This is a genomic window from Gordonibacter faecis (assembly GCF_030077735.1).
GTDB classification, from domain to species: domain Bacteria; phylum Actinomycetota; class Coriobacteriia; order Coriobacteriales; family Eggerthellaceae; genus Gordonibacter; species Gordonibacter faecis.
Genome location: NZ_JASJEU010000014.1, coordinates 67,472 through 81,192, shown reverse-complemented (window position 1 = coordinate 81,192; position 13,721 = coordinate 67,472). Strand labels below are relative to the sequence as shown.

Here is a 13,721-nt window from a genome sequence, read left to right as displayed (position 1 = left end):
GGGGCTCTCAACCTACCAATCCTCTCTCTCGTTTGTGGATGTTCTTTGACGGCATGGCAACGGGGTGGGGGTGTCAAACGTGCGGGACGTTGCTTTCCCGTAAAGTGGCCTCATGAAGAAATCTGAAGCGCTTAAGATACTGGGGTTGTCTGACGGGGCGACCGATGATGAGGTGAAACGGGCTCACCGTAAGTTGGTTATTGCGCATCACCCCGACAAGTTTCCGCTTGGTTCCAAAGAACACACCGACGCCGAGGAACTCACCAAGCGCATCAATGAGGCGCGCGACGTGCTGCTCAATCGCTCGTGGACACCCGAGTTCGATCCGCGCCGCGACGCGCGGCCCTATGCGAACCCGTATGCGCATCCCACCTATTCTGGCACCGGAGCCGGGCGTCCAGCGGGGCAGAGCGGTAACACCCCGCCTGACCCCTTTGCTGGTTGGCCGTTTGGTCAGGGACGCACCACTACCTATGTATGGACGTCGTGGGATGGCGTGCACACGGCGGGTGAGGGCGGTCGCTCGGCAGGTGTGGGCGCGAATCCCTTCGAAGGGTTCGACCCCTTCGCGCCGTTCTATGCCGCACAGCCGCAGCGCACGCCGGCCGAGGTGCTGGCCGAATCCGAGCGCAACCTTAAAGCAGAAGTGACTCGTGTGGCCGCGAAGGCGGCCGTCCTCGTGCTGCTGGCCGTGCTCGGCTCAGCGCCTACGGGCTTGTTTCTCTACGTAATGGCCTCGGTGATCCTTGGCCTTTGGAAACGTGTGGGATCGTGCCTGATTGGACTTTTGGTGCCGCTTGCTGTGGTGGGCATTCCTTTTGTATTCCTTATTGCCCCTCGTCAGGGAGGCGTGACGGTGGCTTTGGCCGTGGCGTTCTTTATTGCGCTTGCCTTCGACGTGTCGAACCTGCGCACCAGTATTGCCACCTGGCGCGCCGCGAAGCAGGCGGCCGGCAAGGCGACGAAGTAGTCCTCCTGCCCCGCGCGCACCATCGCGCCGCGCTCGCACCCCTCGCATGCCGCCCGCCCGCCTTACCCTCGCGCCGCGCGCCAACCTCATCTCGCCCGTGCGCCCACCTCACCCGCGCCTCCATCGCGCATCCACGGGCTCATGCTATACTTACCGCTTTGTATCTACAGGTCGCGGGAAGGGGTCGGTTGAAGAAGGCGCTGCTGCTCGTCATTGGCATTGTGGCGGTGTGCTTCCTCATCGCGAACGCAGACTACCTGGCGAGCTTTCTCGATACCCTCCAAACCGGCGCGCTCGTGCCGATTATCGTGTCGTGCGTACTCATGCTCGCGCGCCATCTCGTGCAGGCGGCGTCCTACGACGCAGCGTTCGAGGCCGTCGGCCATAAAACCGGCTTCTGGCACAACGTCGTGCTCATCTTCTCGCTGGTGTTCATCAACACGTTTTGCCTGTTCTCGGGCGCGACCGGTGTCGCGTTCATCATCGACGATGCGCACCGCTCGGGCGCCAACGCGGGCCAAGCCACCTCTGGCGCCATCCTTTCGCAAATCGGCTACTTCGCGGCCATCCTTGTCATCTCGGTCATCGGCTTTCTGACCATGCTCATCTCGGGCTCCATGAATACGCTGTTCCTCGTGGGGGGTCTCGCGCTCGCGGGCGTGCTCATTATCCTGTCGGGCCTGTTCATGGTGGGTTATCGCAAGCCGCGCATCCTGTTCCGCGTGTTTCTGGTTATTGAGTCGCTGCTGAACAAACTTATTGGCCTGGTGAAGAAGCACCTCAAGCTAGGCTGGGGTCGCAAAACGGCCAGCTCGTTCATCTCGTCGGCCACCATTTTGGCGAAGAATCCGCAGGGTACGCTCATCACCGTGGCCTACGCGTCGTTCTCGGCCATTCTCAATATGGCGTGCCTTGTGGCCATTGGCTACGCGTTCGGCTTTCAAGACGTGGCACCGCTCGTGGCGGCCTTCGCGGTGGCGGCCATCTCGGTCATCTTAAGCCCCACGCCGCAAGGGGTGGGCGTGGTGGAGGCGGCCATTGCGGCTATCCTTACGGCGCACGCGTGCTCGCTCGCCACGGCCACGGCCATTGCGCTGGTGTATCGCGGCATCATGTTCTGGATGCCGTTCTGCATTGGTGCGGTGCTGCTGTCGCAATCCGGCTTCTTCGCGGACAAGAAAACGCCCACCGACGAGCAGCGCAGCAAGGATATCGGGTGGATTGCCGGTACGTTGGTGCTGGTGGTGGGCGCGGTAAACCTGGGTATGGCGCTCATTCCACAAACCTTCGAGCCGTTCACGATGCTCACCTCGTGGGTGAACATCGGCGGGTTGCTCATAGGCCCGGCGCTCATCGGCGGCAGCGTGCTTCTGATGGTGCTGGCTGTGGGCCTTATCCTGCGGTTCCGCACCGCCTGGGCGCTCACGATAGGCGTGTTGGTGCTGGTGGCAGGCGCGGAATTCCTCTACGTAAACACGTGGCAGGTGGCGCTTGCGGCGGTGGCACTGGCGGTATGGCTCTTCTGGAAGCGCGCCGCATTCGACCGCCCACTCACGTTCGGTCGCACCACCCTGCGCCCGAACGACGACCCAACCGCAACAACTTGGGAACAGCGTGCCGAAAAGGGAGCCCTCATCAAGCAACAGGTTGAGGGCGAGAGTATACTTTCCGGAGAGGACTTCGAGAAGGAGGAACAACCGTCATGATCGTGCTCGACGAGCCCTATGTGTCCGAACCCTTGATTGACTGGCTGGAGGCGTCGGGCCATCCCGTGCTTGATAACGCCGTGTCTCGCCGCATCGCCGAGTGCGGCCACGGTCTCACTCTCGTGGATGCCGCTGAAGCTACGCGTCGCATCGACGCAGGTGAGCGTGTGTATACGAACTCCGAAAACGCGCTTGCGTGGATCGTTGAGAACGCAAGCAACGCGGGCCTCGTGCGCGCCATCGAGCTCTTCAAGGACAAGGCGGCCATGCGCCGCGCGCTGGCGGGCCTCGACCCCGACCTGTTCTTCAAGACCTGCTCCATCGACGAACTCTTCAAGCTGGACTTCGAGCACCTGCCCCTGCCCTTTGTGCTCAAGCCTTCCGTGGGCTTTTGCAGTGTGGGTGTGTACGCCATCCACAGCCGCGAGGACTGGGAGCGCGCGCTGGCTGATATTCAGAAAAACGCCTCGTCATGGCACGATAGGTATCCTGAAAGCGTCATCGGCTCCGGGTCGTTCATCCTGGAAGGCTACCTGGAGGGCACCGAGTACGCGCTCGACGCCTACTTTGATGAAAACGGCGCGGCACACGTGCTGAACGTGCTGCGTCACGACTTTTCCTCGCCCGAGGACACCTCGGATCGTATGTATGTGACGAGCGCCGCCATCGTGCGCGAAAACGGTCCGGCCTTCGCCGCGTGGCTCGACCGCGTAAATGCGCTGGTGGGTGCCCGCAATTTCCCTGTGCACGTGGAGGTGCGCGTGCACGACGGGCATGTGAGCCCCATCGAGTTTAACCCGCTGCGCTTCGCAGGCTTAGGTGGCACCGACGTGAGCTACTACGCCTACGGATTCCGCACGTACCAGGCATTTCTCGAAAACGACGCGCCCGACTTCGACGTGGCCTTCGCCGGAAAGGACGACAAGCTGTACACCATGTCGCTGCTGAACCCCCCGCGCGATGCCACCGGCGATGAGCGCTTCGACTACGACGACTTCCGTGCGCGCTTCTCGCATGTGCTGGAATTGCGCCCGTTCGACGCGCGCCGCGTAGGCAGCTACGGCTTCCTGTTCCTGGAAACCGACCCCTCAACGAAGGCTGAGCTGGACTTCCTGCAGAACTCCGACCTGAAGGAGTTCCTCCGTTAGGCGCGGGGGAGTACAGGCGCGGGCGATGAAACGGGACGGAGGCAGGTCATGAAGCTGAATGTGCGCAACCTGCTGATAGGTCTCGTGATTGTGATTGTACTGGCGGTAGTGCTGCTGCGCGGCGATCAGTTGGTGGAGTTGATTGAAACCATAAAGAAGGGCGCGGCCATTCCGCTGGTAGCGGCGCTTTGTACTCAGCTGGGGAAATACTTCGCGCAAAGTTTCGCCTACTCGTTTGCCTTTGAGGCGGTGGACGAGCACATGGACCCGCGCAGCACGCTACCGCTCGTGTTCGGCACATTCTTCATGAACACCATTGCGCCTTCGCTCAACCTGGCGGGCACCACGCTGGTGGTGGACGACGCACGGCGGCGCGGCATTGCACCTGGTAAAGCTACCAGTGCGGCGCTGCTCATGCAGATTACCGTGGACACGGGGTTCGCCACCATCATGCTCATAGGCTTTGCCATCCTCGCGTTCACGGTGGGGCTCTCGCCGCTCTGGTTTTTGTTGGGGTTGCTGGTGATTGCGCTGGTGGCGGCCATGGTGCTGGTACTGGTGCTGGGTCGCAAGCGGCCGGCGCTTGTGTTGCGGGTGCTGCGTCCCATCGAGCGGCTGGTTGACCGCATCCGCGCCCGCTTCAAGAAAGGCCCGCTCGACCCGTGGGTGGAGCGTACGGTGTGCTCGTTCTCGGATGCGGCGGGGCTTATCGCGCACAATCCGAAGGCTACGGCCAAGACGTTCGGCTGCTCCATTGTGGCCTCGTCGTGCGAACTCGCGTGTTTTACGCTGGTGGGCGTGGGCTTCGGCGTGACCGTGCCTGAGGCGCTCATCTGCGGATACGTGGTGGCCACCCTGTTTGCCATGATCTCCATCACGCCGCAGGGCGTGGGTGTGGTGGAAGCGGCCGTGGTGGTGGCGTTCACGTCGTTCGGCGTGTCAAGCGCGGCTGGCCTCTCCATTGCGCTCGTGTACCGCGGCATCGTGTTCTGGATGCCGTTTCTCATTGGGGCCATCCTCATCCAAACCACCAAAACCTTTAAGCACGAAGCGAAGAAAAGCGTGCGTGCGCAGCACAAAAACGACCGCCTGCGCGGTGTAGAAGGCCAGGCCAAGCGCCTCGATGCCGTAAAGGAAGACCCCGTGATTCCCGCGAAGCGCCCCAAGCCCGAAGAGGCCCCGCGAAAGCGCTGATCAGGCCCAAGCGCAGCGCGCCCCGCACGCGTCACGCCCCCCCCTCTCGCACACGCTGCGGTGCACATTCCACCACCCCGCGCCGTCACCACCCGCAAAAACCCCACTTATGAAGTGGGGTTTTCGGCCCTCAAATAAGAGTCTACTGACGGTTTCCGCCTTAGCGAAGTGCTCGCATGCTATAGAATAGTGAGATGGTGTAGTTATGAGGGGCGGCGGATGCCTTCGAAAGGGGAGACATGAAGCGAAGCAAACTGAGGGGCGCAGTAGCGGCACTGGCCGTTGCGGGAGTGCTTGTCTGCGGAGGCTGTGCGTCCGCGCAGCAGGGTGCGCCGGAATCTTCCGCATCCCCGCTCGATCCGTCGGACCCCGTTCAGGTGGAATTGTGGACGTACTACAACGGAACGCAGCAGACGGCGTTTGAAGACCTGGTGAAAGAGTTCAATGCCAGCCGTGGCAAGGATCTGGGCGTGGTGGTGACCAGTTCAAGTCAAGGTGGCGTGAACGATCTGGCACAAGCCGTCACCGATTCCGCACAGGAACTCGTGGGCTCCGCCGCCATGCCCGATGCCTTCCTGTCGTATTCGGACACCGCGTCGGTCATTGATAGCATGGGGAAGGTGGCCGACGTGTCGAGCTACCTGACCGATGACGAAAAAGTCCAGTACGTTGACAGCTTCCTCGCCGAGGGCGACCTCTCAGGCGACGGCGGCCTTAAGGTGTTCCCCGTGGGCAAGTCAACCGAAACGCTGCAGATCAACCTCACCGATTGGCAGAAGTTTGCCGATGCCACGGGCTCTCAGCTGGAAGAGCTCTCCACGGTGGAAGGCATCACCACCGTTGCGCAGCGCTACTACGAATGGACCGACGCGCAAACGCCGGACGTGGCGAACGACGGCCGGCCGTTCTTCGGGCGTGATGCTATGGCGAATTACCTCATTTGCGGTTCGCGCCAGCTCGGTCACGATATCTTCAACATCGAAGGTGGCGAATGCACGCTTGACCTGGATCGCGCTACGATCAAAAAGCTTTGGGATAACTACTACGTGCCCATGGTGCAGGGATGGTTTTCGGCCGAGGGCAAGTTCCGCTCCGATGCCGTGAAGACGGGCGGCTTGCTGTGCTATGTGGGGTCGTCCTCGTCAGTGGTGTATTTCCCCACAACGGTGACGGTGGATGATGAGACCAGCTACCCCATTGAGCTGGCCGCGCTGGAAAACCCCACCTTCGAAGGCGGTACGGCTTGCGCGCCTCAGCAGGGCGCGGGCTTTGTGGTAACCAAGTCTGACGAGCGCAAAGAGACGGCGTGTGTCGAGTTCCTCAAGTGGTTCACCGACAAGGAGCAAAACACGGCGTTTTCCATCAACGCCGGGTACGTGCCGGTGAAGAAGGATGCCCTCACACTTGAGAACTTGCAGGCCGCAGCCGAGGCGGAAGGCGCTTCCCAGAATTACTTGGCGAACCTGCCTGCTACGTTGGATACCATCGAGGCGGGTGTGTACGCGAATCAGCCGTTCAAGGGCGGTGTCGAGGCACGCGCTCTGCTTGAAAAAGCGCTGTCCAACAAAGCTATCGCCGACCGCGCAGCCGTCGTAGCTGCCATTGAGGCTGGCACCGCACCCGCAGAGGCCATAGCGCCGTATCTTGAAGAGTCGGTGCTTGACGCGTGGCTTGCCGACGTGACGGAGCAGTTACAGGCGGTCGTCGCCTAGCGCGTATGCGCACGGGCGCACGAAACCGGGAAGGCGGCACGGCTTGAACAAGGGCTTGCAGGCAAGGGGGCGACGCGGCAAGCGACGCGGACTAACGTTCCGCGCTCTTGTGGTGGTGCCGTTTTGCGTTGCGCTTGCCATCCAAGGCGTGGTGTGCACTCTTGTGCTCACGCAGAGTGCCACGCTTGAGCAGATGGAAGCCGATGCGTACGATCTGTTTTCCGAGCGGGTTATCAGTCGCGCGGGGTATCTCGAAAACGACATGATCTTCCGCTGGTCGAATTTTGACTCGGTGTTGGATGACGTGAGCGAGCGTATTGATGACGTGCTGGTGCAAGCAGGCGCGACTCCCTCCGCGCTGACGGCGGGATCCGAAACAGCACTGACGGTGATTGATAGAACGTCAGAAGATTTACTGCAGCTGGCGCGCCGCGCCGAGGTGGATGGCGTCTACCTGGTGTTGGGCGATGGCTCGCGGGAAAACGAAGAGCTTCCGGCATTCTATGTGCGCGACTCAAACCCCAAGGTAGATGTGGCGAATGGGTCCGACTTGCTGTTGGCGGCGTGCCCCATCAGCGTGGGGAGGCGCTTGGACATTGCGCTTGACAGCCAGTGGTCGGCGGCGTTTCCCTTGGCGCCCGAAGGCGAAGAGCAGAGTGCGTTTTTTTACCAGCCGCTGCGCGCGGCTGAGCAGTATCCCAACGCCGATCCGAACGATTTGGGCTACTGGGGCCGTCCGGTTGACCTGGGCTGGACCGGCACGCAGTCCATCACCTACAGCAAGCCCGTGAAGAATGCGGCGGGGGATGTGGTGGGCGTGTTCGGCGTGGAAGTGCGCCTCGACCGTGTGGCATCGTTCTTCCCGTATCGCGACTTGAACGAGGAAGGCAACGGGTCCTACCTTCTTACCATCACGAACGAGGACGGCGGCTTCGCGCGCGATGGCGGCGCGGTGCCGCTGGTGGGACGCCCGCGCTTTTACGATGTGCTAACGGCTACCGGCGCGTCTCAAAGCCTGTATGTGGACAATGAATCGTTTGAAGCCGTTGTCGATGACAAGGGCCGCATGGCAGTGGAGCCGACGGATCGCGACGCGGTGCCGCGTGCGAGTGCTGCGTCTGCGGAAATCAAGCTGTATGACAGCACCTCGCCGTTCGCCTCGGAGCATTGGGCGCTCGTGGGCCTTGAGCGTGAGGCGGACCTCTTCTCCGCGTCGCGCTCGCTGTCGGAGAATCTGCTGAAGGTGCTGGGTGCCTCGTTCGCCATAGGCCTGGTCATAGCCATTATTACGGCGTGGGTGTCGTCGTCGCGCTTGCGCAACCTCATGCAGGAGGTGCGTGCCGCCAGTCCCGATCAGCCGATTGCCTTTACGTCCACGGGCATTGTGGAAGTGGATGAACTTTCCGAGTCCATTGAGCTGTTGGGTACCGAGGTGGCCACCGCCGCCTCGCGCCTGTCGCAAATTCTCAAGCTGTCCGACCGCTCCATCGCGGCGTTCGAATGCAACTTGGATGCGGGCACTGCCTCCTTCACCGATGGTTTCTTCGACACGCTTGAGGCGGTGTTGGGGCGTGAAACGGTGAGGGAAGTGGAAGCGCACGCTGTAGGTGGCGGTACGGCGGGCGGCGGTTCTTTGCCGCTGGCTGAGTTCAAACACACGATGGAGTTGTTGGCGGATCGCTTTGAGCGCGAAGCGGACTTCCGCTGGCTGGTGTCGGATGCCGAGGGGCGGCGCTGGGTGCGCCTCGTCACCATGGAAAGCAACGACCACACACGCCAGTTCGGCTTAGTGGAAGACGTGACCGACGAAATTGCCACGCGCCGCCGCATCGAGCACGAGCGCGACCACGACGTGCTGACGGGCCTTTCCAACCGCCGCGCGTTCGAGCAGACCGTCACCGATCGCTTGGCGGACAATCCGCCGGCGTTTGGTGCCATGCTGATGCTTGACCTGGATAATCTTAAGTACATCAACGACACGTACGGACACGATTGGGGCGACCATTACATCAAGGCCGCTGCGTCGGTCATTGAGCGCTCGTTTGCAGACGAAGGCTACTGCGCGCGCATTTCAGGCGACGAGTTTTTGGTGTTCGTCGACCGCTGCGCCGACATCGACGAGGCGTGGACGCTGTTTGACGAGTTCATGCGCTCGCTCGACACCAGCGTGCTGGAAGCGCCCGACGGTGCGGTGCTGAAGGTACGCGCCTCGGTGGGCGTGGCGTTCTATCCTGAAGACGCTACCGATTTCGCCCACCTGCGCGAGTTCGCCGACTTCGCCATGTATGAGGCGAAGAACCGGCGCAAGGGTGCGCTTCTGCGCTTCGACCGCAAGAGCCACGAGGAAGGCGCATTCATCCTCAACAACAAGGAAGACCTGAACCGCCTGCTGGACGAAAACCTGGTCAACTACTATTTCCAGCCCATCGTGGACACGGGTGCGGGTGAAGTGGTGGCCTACGAGGCGCTCATGCGTCCGCGGTTGGAGTCCATCGCCACGCCTGATCGCGTGCTCATGCTGGCACGCTCGCAGTCGAAACTCTACCGGGTGGAGCGCCTCACGTTCTTCGGCGCACTGCAGGAGTACAGCCACCACGCGTGCGCCGGCGACACCACACTGTTTGTGAACAGCATCGCCACGCAGCGCCTGTCGTCCGACGACGAGGTAGAGCTGCAAAAACGGTTCGGCCCCCTGCTCCGGCGCCTGGTGATTGAGATTACGGAGACGGAGTACAGTCGCGAAATGGCGCTCTATAAGGAGGGCCTGGCGAAGCGCTGGGGTGCGCGATTGGCTATTGACGATTTCGGTAGCGGCTACAACGGCGAGACGGCGCTGTTGGACTATCGGGTTGATTTCGTGAAGCTGGACATGGGCATTGTGCGCGACATTGATACCATGAAGGATCATCGCGATATCGCCAGCAATCTTATACACTATGCGCACGACCGCGGCATTCGCGTCATCGCGGAAGGCGTGGAAACCGAGGCCGAGTTGGCGGTGGTCATTGAACTGGGGGCGGACTACGTGCAGGGCTACCTGGTGGGGAAGCCCGCGGCGCAGCCCGCGGGTGTGCCCGATGAAGTGCGCGACCTCATTCGCCGTCTGTCGGGCGCGCGGTAGAGCCTCAGGGCTTCGGGGTCCCCTTGCCTCGCTGCCGGGGCGGCCGCATAACAACTTGAACAAGGAGGAATTCCATGGGTCTAACCGACCTTCTTGCTATTCGCGTGGTGTCGGCAAGCGCCAAGCGCGTGGAAGCAACCATGCCCATCACGCCTGACGTGCTGCAACCGTTTGGCTTCGTGCATGGTGGCGCCACCCTTGCGCTGTTGGAGACGGCGGCGAGCGCGGGAGCTACCTTCGAGGTTGACCTTGAGCGCGAGCGCCCGTTCGGCGTGGATGTGCAGGTGCGCCACCGCAAGCCGGGGTGTGAGGGCATGCTTCGCGCCGTGGCTGAGTTGGAGCGCGAAGAGCCCTCGCGCGCGGGTGGGGTCAAGCAGTTCTGGAACGTTGCCGCCTACGACGACGAGGGCGATGTAGTATCCGAAGGCGTCATCATGGCGAAGATTGTGCCGCTTGCACGTTTGGCGGAGAAGGAACGCGAGCGCAACCAGGCCCGTTAGCGTGCCATGGGCAGCGTGACTACGGCCACGGTGCCGTGCGGCTCGTTCGCCTCAAGCGTAATAGTGCCGCCGTGGGCTTCCACGATGTTCTGCGCGAGGGAAAGCCCCAGGCCGTGGCCGCCTGTCCTGCGACCGCGAGCCTTGTCGGCGCGATAGAACCGCTCGAAGGCGTGCGCGCGATCCTCCGCGTCAATCCCGCAGCCAGTGTCCGCCACGTGCAGCGCCCACTTCGCGCCTTTTACCTGGGCGCTCAGACGTATGACGTCGTCGGCTTCGGTGTACTTGAGCGCGTTGTCCACGAGGATGCCCAGCAGCTGGCGCAGCTTATCGGCATCAGCGTGCACCATAAGGTCGCTGTCCACGTCCACTTCAATTCGCTTGTCCTGGAGCGCGGCGAAATCCTCGTAGGCACTGGCGGTTTCGCGCAGAAATGCACCCACGTTTACCTCCGCGTACGTGAGTGACGTGCGCCCGGCGTCACTGAGCGAGAGTGTCATGAGGTCATCCACCAGGCGCGCAAGGCGCTTCGTTTCCGACGCAATCACGTTCACGTCTTCGAACCTATCAACAATGCGGCTTTCGGGGTGGTCAAGCAGCAACTCGCTGGTGGTTTGAATCACGGCAAGGGGCGTGCGCAACTCGTGCGAGGCGTTCTGCACGAATTCCGTCTGCGCACGCCAGTTCTCCACGATGGGCTTGAGCGTGCGCCGCGACAGCAGGTAGCCGGCCGCCGCCGACACGAGCGCCGCCACGGCCAAATACGCGGCAAGCATGCGCGTAAATCCATCGAGAATAGCCAGTTCAGAGTCCACATTCACGAGCACCTGCACGTACGCGGAGCTTCCATTGTCTGCCAGTCGGTACGTGATGCCGCGGTAGGTATGCCCGCCGGCTGCCGTTTGGTAAATGTGGTCGAGGTCGCCCGCATCAAAGGGGATAGCGCGCAGGAAGGCGGGGTAGGAGGCGTACAGGCCCACGGTGTCTACCAGCTCGCCGTTTGCGTCGCGCACAAGCGTGATGAACTGCGGGTCAACGTCTACGATGCTCTTTTGCAGGGAGTACGACAGGTCGTCCACTTCGGTTTCGTCGGGCGTGGTGGCGCTGGTGTTGTCGGGCACGATGGCGGCAGACCCGCTCGGTTCGGTCTCAAACGTGAGCAGGTTTCCGTCCGCCTGAAGCGAGCGCAGCGTTTCGTCGGCTGTTTGAAAGATGCTCGCGCTCAGCATGGAGTAAATTCCAACTCCCAACAGCGCAAACAGCAGCGTGAATACGAGGAACAACAGCGCCGTTTGCTTCGCTAGCTCACGGCGAATAAGGGTGCGCTCACTCATGATCGTCCTCGCTGAACAGGTACCCTGCACCGCGAATGGTGGTGATGTAGCGGTCGTAGCCCGACGGGGCAAGCGCCTTACGCAGCGCGCTCACGTACACCTCCACCACGTTTGAGGACGTGTCGGACATGAATCCCCAAATCTTGTCGAACAGCCGCTCCTTCGAAATGAGGCTGCCACGGTGGCTGACCAGGTATTCCAGTACGTCGTACTGCTTGCCCTTGAGCGTAAGCGGCTCGCCCGCAAGCGTGGCCTGCTTGGTTTGGGTGTGCAGCACGAGGTCTTTGAAGGTAATGGTGGACACGTCGCGCCGACCCGTGGCGCGACGCAGGATGGCCTCAATGCGCGCAAGCAACTCGTCGCGGTCGAAGGGCTTGGTGAGGTAGTCATCCGCGCCGGTACGCAGGCCGTGTAGCTTGTCAGCCGTGGTGCCTTTCGCGGTGAGCATGAGCACAGGGGTGTTCACGCCGTGCGCCCGCAGCGCCTCAAGCACCGAGAACCCGTCGCGTTCGGGCAGCATCACATCAAGCACCACGAGGTCATACACATCCTGCGCGGCGTAGAAGAGGCCCTCTTCGCCGTCGAAGGCCTGATCGATGTCATAGGTGGAGCCAAGCGTGCGGGCGAGCGCGCTCGAAAGAAGGCGATCATCCTCCACGATCAGCAGTTTCATGACCCTCCGTCCGTCTTTCGCCCCATTCTAGCACGCCCAACCTTAACGCTTCCTGAAACGGAACCGTGCGACCGTTTTGACAATCTCCCTCGCAGTTCAGGAAGTTTTAAGGTGGCCTTCGCTAGACTGGCCGCCGGCAAAGCAAAACAGCGTGGCATGGAGGCTGCGCACGAAAGGAGCGAACATGAAAGCGAAGGGATTCAAGATTGTTGTCGGCGTGCTGGTTGTGGTGATCCTCGTGTTGGGTGGTTTGCTGGTGGCCAAGAACCTCGGCGTGGGCGCGAGCGACGCAACGACGCAGGGCGGCAAGGAGATTCCCGCCGGTGCGGTGGCCGACGACCCCTCGTTGCCGCTGCCGCCGGACGGCGCGACCGAGGTGCTCGAACCCGGCGACGAGGCCGCGAACTAACCGGCCTTGTTGTTGTCCTCGAAAGGAGCGTCACCTATGAAAAGCACCCTCGGAAAAGTCCTCGTCATCGCTGCATTGGTAGCCGTTGCGGGCGGTCTGGCCACGTGGCTCGCCTTGGGCGATGACCTCGCGCACGCCTTCTCCAGTCCCGCCGAAGAAGCGCCGCCGCTCACGACCCCCGTCACCCGCGGGTCCGTTCAAAAAACGGTCACGGGCGCGGGCGAAGTGAAGCCGCTTTCCACCGAGAAGCTGAAGCCCGCCGACAGCTGGCACTGGCTCGAATCGTTCGACGCCCCGCTCAATAAGCGCGTGGCCGCGGGCACCACGCTGGTCACCTACGCGAACGGCGAAACGTGGACCGCGCCGTTTGACCTGGTGGTGACCTCCTACACCCTGCCCGAGAAAAACAAGGGTGCGGTCACGAAGGACAACCACTTCATCGAAGTGAAGCGCATCGACTCGGTGAACATTGTGCTGGCCGCTTCCGAAACCGACCTCGCCTCCCTGGCGGAAGGCCAGCCGGTGCGTGTCACGATGGGCGCCGATGAAACACGGCACTACGACGGTACCATCTCCAACATCAACGAGGTGGGCACGTACGGCGCGACGGGCTCCACGTTCACGGTGACGGTGCAGGTGCCGAACGACGGCAGCATCAAGCTGGGCATGTCTGCGAACCTTTTCATCACGGTGGCTGAGGCAACCGACGTGCTTACCGTTCCCGTGAGTGCCGTCAGTGGCGCGGGCGATGCCAAGTTCGTGAGCGTGTACAAGGATGGCGCTCTCGCCCAGGTGCCTGTGACCACCGGCATTTCCGACGGCACCACGGTTGAAGTGTCCGGCGATATGCTGCACGAAGGCGACGCCGTGGTGCTCAACGAGGCAGGTGGCGAAGCGGGCGGCGCAGCAGCAGACGCCGGTGCCGCGTCCTCCGTGTCCATCGTGATGTCGTAACAA

The 13,721-nt window shown here is 62.1% G+C and carries 11 protein-coding genes; 9 read left to right on the top strand and 2 right to left on the bottom strand.

The genetic code is table 11. From position 1 onward, the window contains the following. Positions 1-112 precede the first annotated feature (112 nt). From QNJ86_RS08110 to QNJ86_RS08080, 7 genes are all read left to right on the top strand, one after another. A complete protein-coding gene (locus QNJ86_RS08110) occupies positions 113-970 on the top strand; it encodes a DnaJ domain-containing protein (protein WP_283832105.1) in 858 nt (285 codons plus the stop codon). Positions 971-1,158: 188 nt separating this feature from the next. Then, the gene (locus tag QNJ86_RS08105) at positions 1,159-2,676 is read left to right on the top strand and encodes a lysylphosphatidylglycerol synthase transmembrane domain-containing protein (protein WP_283832104.1); all 1,518 of its coding nucleotides are present in this window, start codon (positions 1,159-1,161) and stop codon (positions 2,674-2,676) included. Further along, entirely contained in the window at positions 2,673-3,824 is a 1,152-nt protein-coding gene (locus QNJ86_RS08100) for an ATP-grasp domain-containing protein (RefSeq protein WP_283832103.1), read from the top strand. The genes QNJ86_RS08105 and QNJ86_RS08100 overlap by 4 nt, the downstream gene beginning before the upstream one ends. A gap of 48 nt (positions 3,825-3,872) precedes the next feature. Beyond that, the gene (locus QNJ86_RS08095) at positions 3,873-5,018 is read left to right on the top strand and encodes a lysylphosphatidylglycerol synthase transmembrane domain-containing protein (RefSeq protein WP_283832102.1); all 1,146 of its coding nucleotides are present in this window, start codon (positions 3,873-3,875) and stop codon (positions 5,016-5,018) included. A 239-nt stretch (positions 5,019-5,257) separates the two neighbouring features. Then, positions 5,258-6,730: an extracellular solute-binding protein gene (locus tag QNJ86_RS08090; protein ID WP_283832101.1), complete on the top strand. Its 1,473-nt coding sequence runs from the start codon at positions 5,258-5,260 to the stop codon at positions 6,728-6,730. A 43-nt stretch (positions 6,731-6,773) separates the two neighbouring features. Further along, positions 6,774-9,851: a bifunctional diguanylate cyclase/phosphodiesterase gene (locus QNJ86_RS08085; RefSeq protein ID WP_283832100.1), complete on the top strand. Its 3,078-nt coding sequence runs from the start codon at positions 6,774-6,776 to the stop codon at positions 9,849-9,851. Positions 9,852-9,925: 74 nt separating this feature from the next. After that, entirely contained in the window at positions 9,926-10,351 is a 426-nt protein-coding gene (locus QNJ86_RS08080; RefSeq protein WP_283832099.1) for a PaaI family thioesterase, read from the top strand. On the opposite strand, the gene QNJ86_RS08075 is transcribed toward QNJ86_RS08080, so the two are convergent. After that, positions 10,348-11,682, bottom strand: a complete 1,335-nt coding sequence (locus QNJ86_RS08075) for a sensor histidine kinase (RefSeq protein WP_283832098.1) — start codon at positions 11,680-11,682, stop codon at positions 10,348-10,350. The genes QNJ86_RS08080 and QNJ86_RS08075 overlap by 4 nt on opposite strands. After that, positions 11,675-12,355, bottom strand: coding sequence for a response regulator transcription factor (locus tag QNJ86_RS08070; protein ID WP_283832097.1), 681 nt, complete (start codon positions 12,353-12,355; stop codon positions 11,675-11,677). The genes QNJ86_RS08075 and QNJ86_RS08070 overlap by 8 nt, the downstream gene beginning before the upstream one ends. Positions 12,356-12,539: 184 nt before the next feature. On the opposite strand from QNJ86_RS08070, the gene QNJ86_RS08065 reads away from it, so the two are divergent. Together QNJ86_RS08065 and QNJ86_RS08060 are read left to right on the top strand one after the other, a co-directional pair. Further along, the gene (locus QNJ86_RS08065; protein ID WP_283832096.1) at positions 12,540-12,764 is read left to right on the top strand and encodes a hypothetical protein; all 225 of its coding nucleotides are present in this window, start codon (positions 12,540-12,542) and stop codon (positions 12,762-12,764) included. A gap of 36 nt (positions 12,765-12,800) precedes the next feature. After that, a complete protein-coding gene (locus QNJ86_RS08060) occupies positions 12,801-13,718 on the top strand; it encodes an efflux RND transporter periplasmic adaptor subunit (RefSeq protein WP_283832095.1) in 918 nt (305 codons plus the stop codon). Positions 13,719-13,721 lie beyond the last annotated feature (3 nt).

What these genes read in the sequence shown, in the direction of transcription:
- QNJ86_RS08100 (WP_283832103.1), top strand. Translation starts at nt 2,673, where the DNA reads ATGATCGTGCTCGACGAGCCCTATGTGTCCGAACCCTTGATTGACTGG.
- QNJ86_RS08090 (WP_283832101.1), top strand. Translation starts at nt 5,258, where the DNA reads ATGAAGCGAAGCAAACTGAGGGGCGCAGTAGCGGCACTGGCCGTTGCG.
- QNJ86_RS08095 (WP_283832102.1), top strand. Translation starts at nt 3,873, where the DNA reads ATGAAGCTGAATGTGCGCAACCTGCTGATAGGTCTCGTGATTGTGATT.
- QNJ86_RS08060 (WP_283832095.1), top strand. Translation starts at nt 12,801, where the DNA reads ATGAAAAGCACCCTCGGAAAAGTCCTCGTCATCGCTGCATTGGTAGCC.
- QNJ86_RS08080 (WP_283832099.1), top strand. Translation starts at nt 9,926, where the DNA reads ATGGGTCTAACCGACCTTCTTGCTATTCGCGTGGTGTCGGCAAGCGCC.
- QNJ86_RS08070 (WP_283832097.1), bottom strand. Translation starts at nt 12,355, where the DNA reads ATGAAACTGCTGATCGTGGAGGATGATCGCCTTCTTTCGAGCGCGCTC.
- QNJ86_RS08110 (WP_283832105.1), top strand. Translation starts at nt 113, where the DNA reads ATGAAGAAATCTGAAGCGCTTAAGATACTGGGGTTGTCTGACGGGGCG.
- QNJ86_RS08065 (WP_283832096.1), top strand. Translation starts at nt 12,540, where the DNA reads ATGAAAGCGAAGGGATTCAAGATTGTTGTCGGCGTGCTGGTTGTGGTG.
- QNJ86_RS08075 (WP_283832098.1), bottom strand. Translation starts at nt 11,682, where the DNA reads ATGAGTGAGCGCACCCTTATTCGCCGTGAGCTAGCGAAGCAAACGGCG.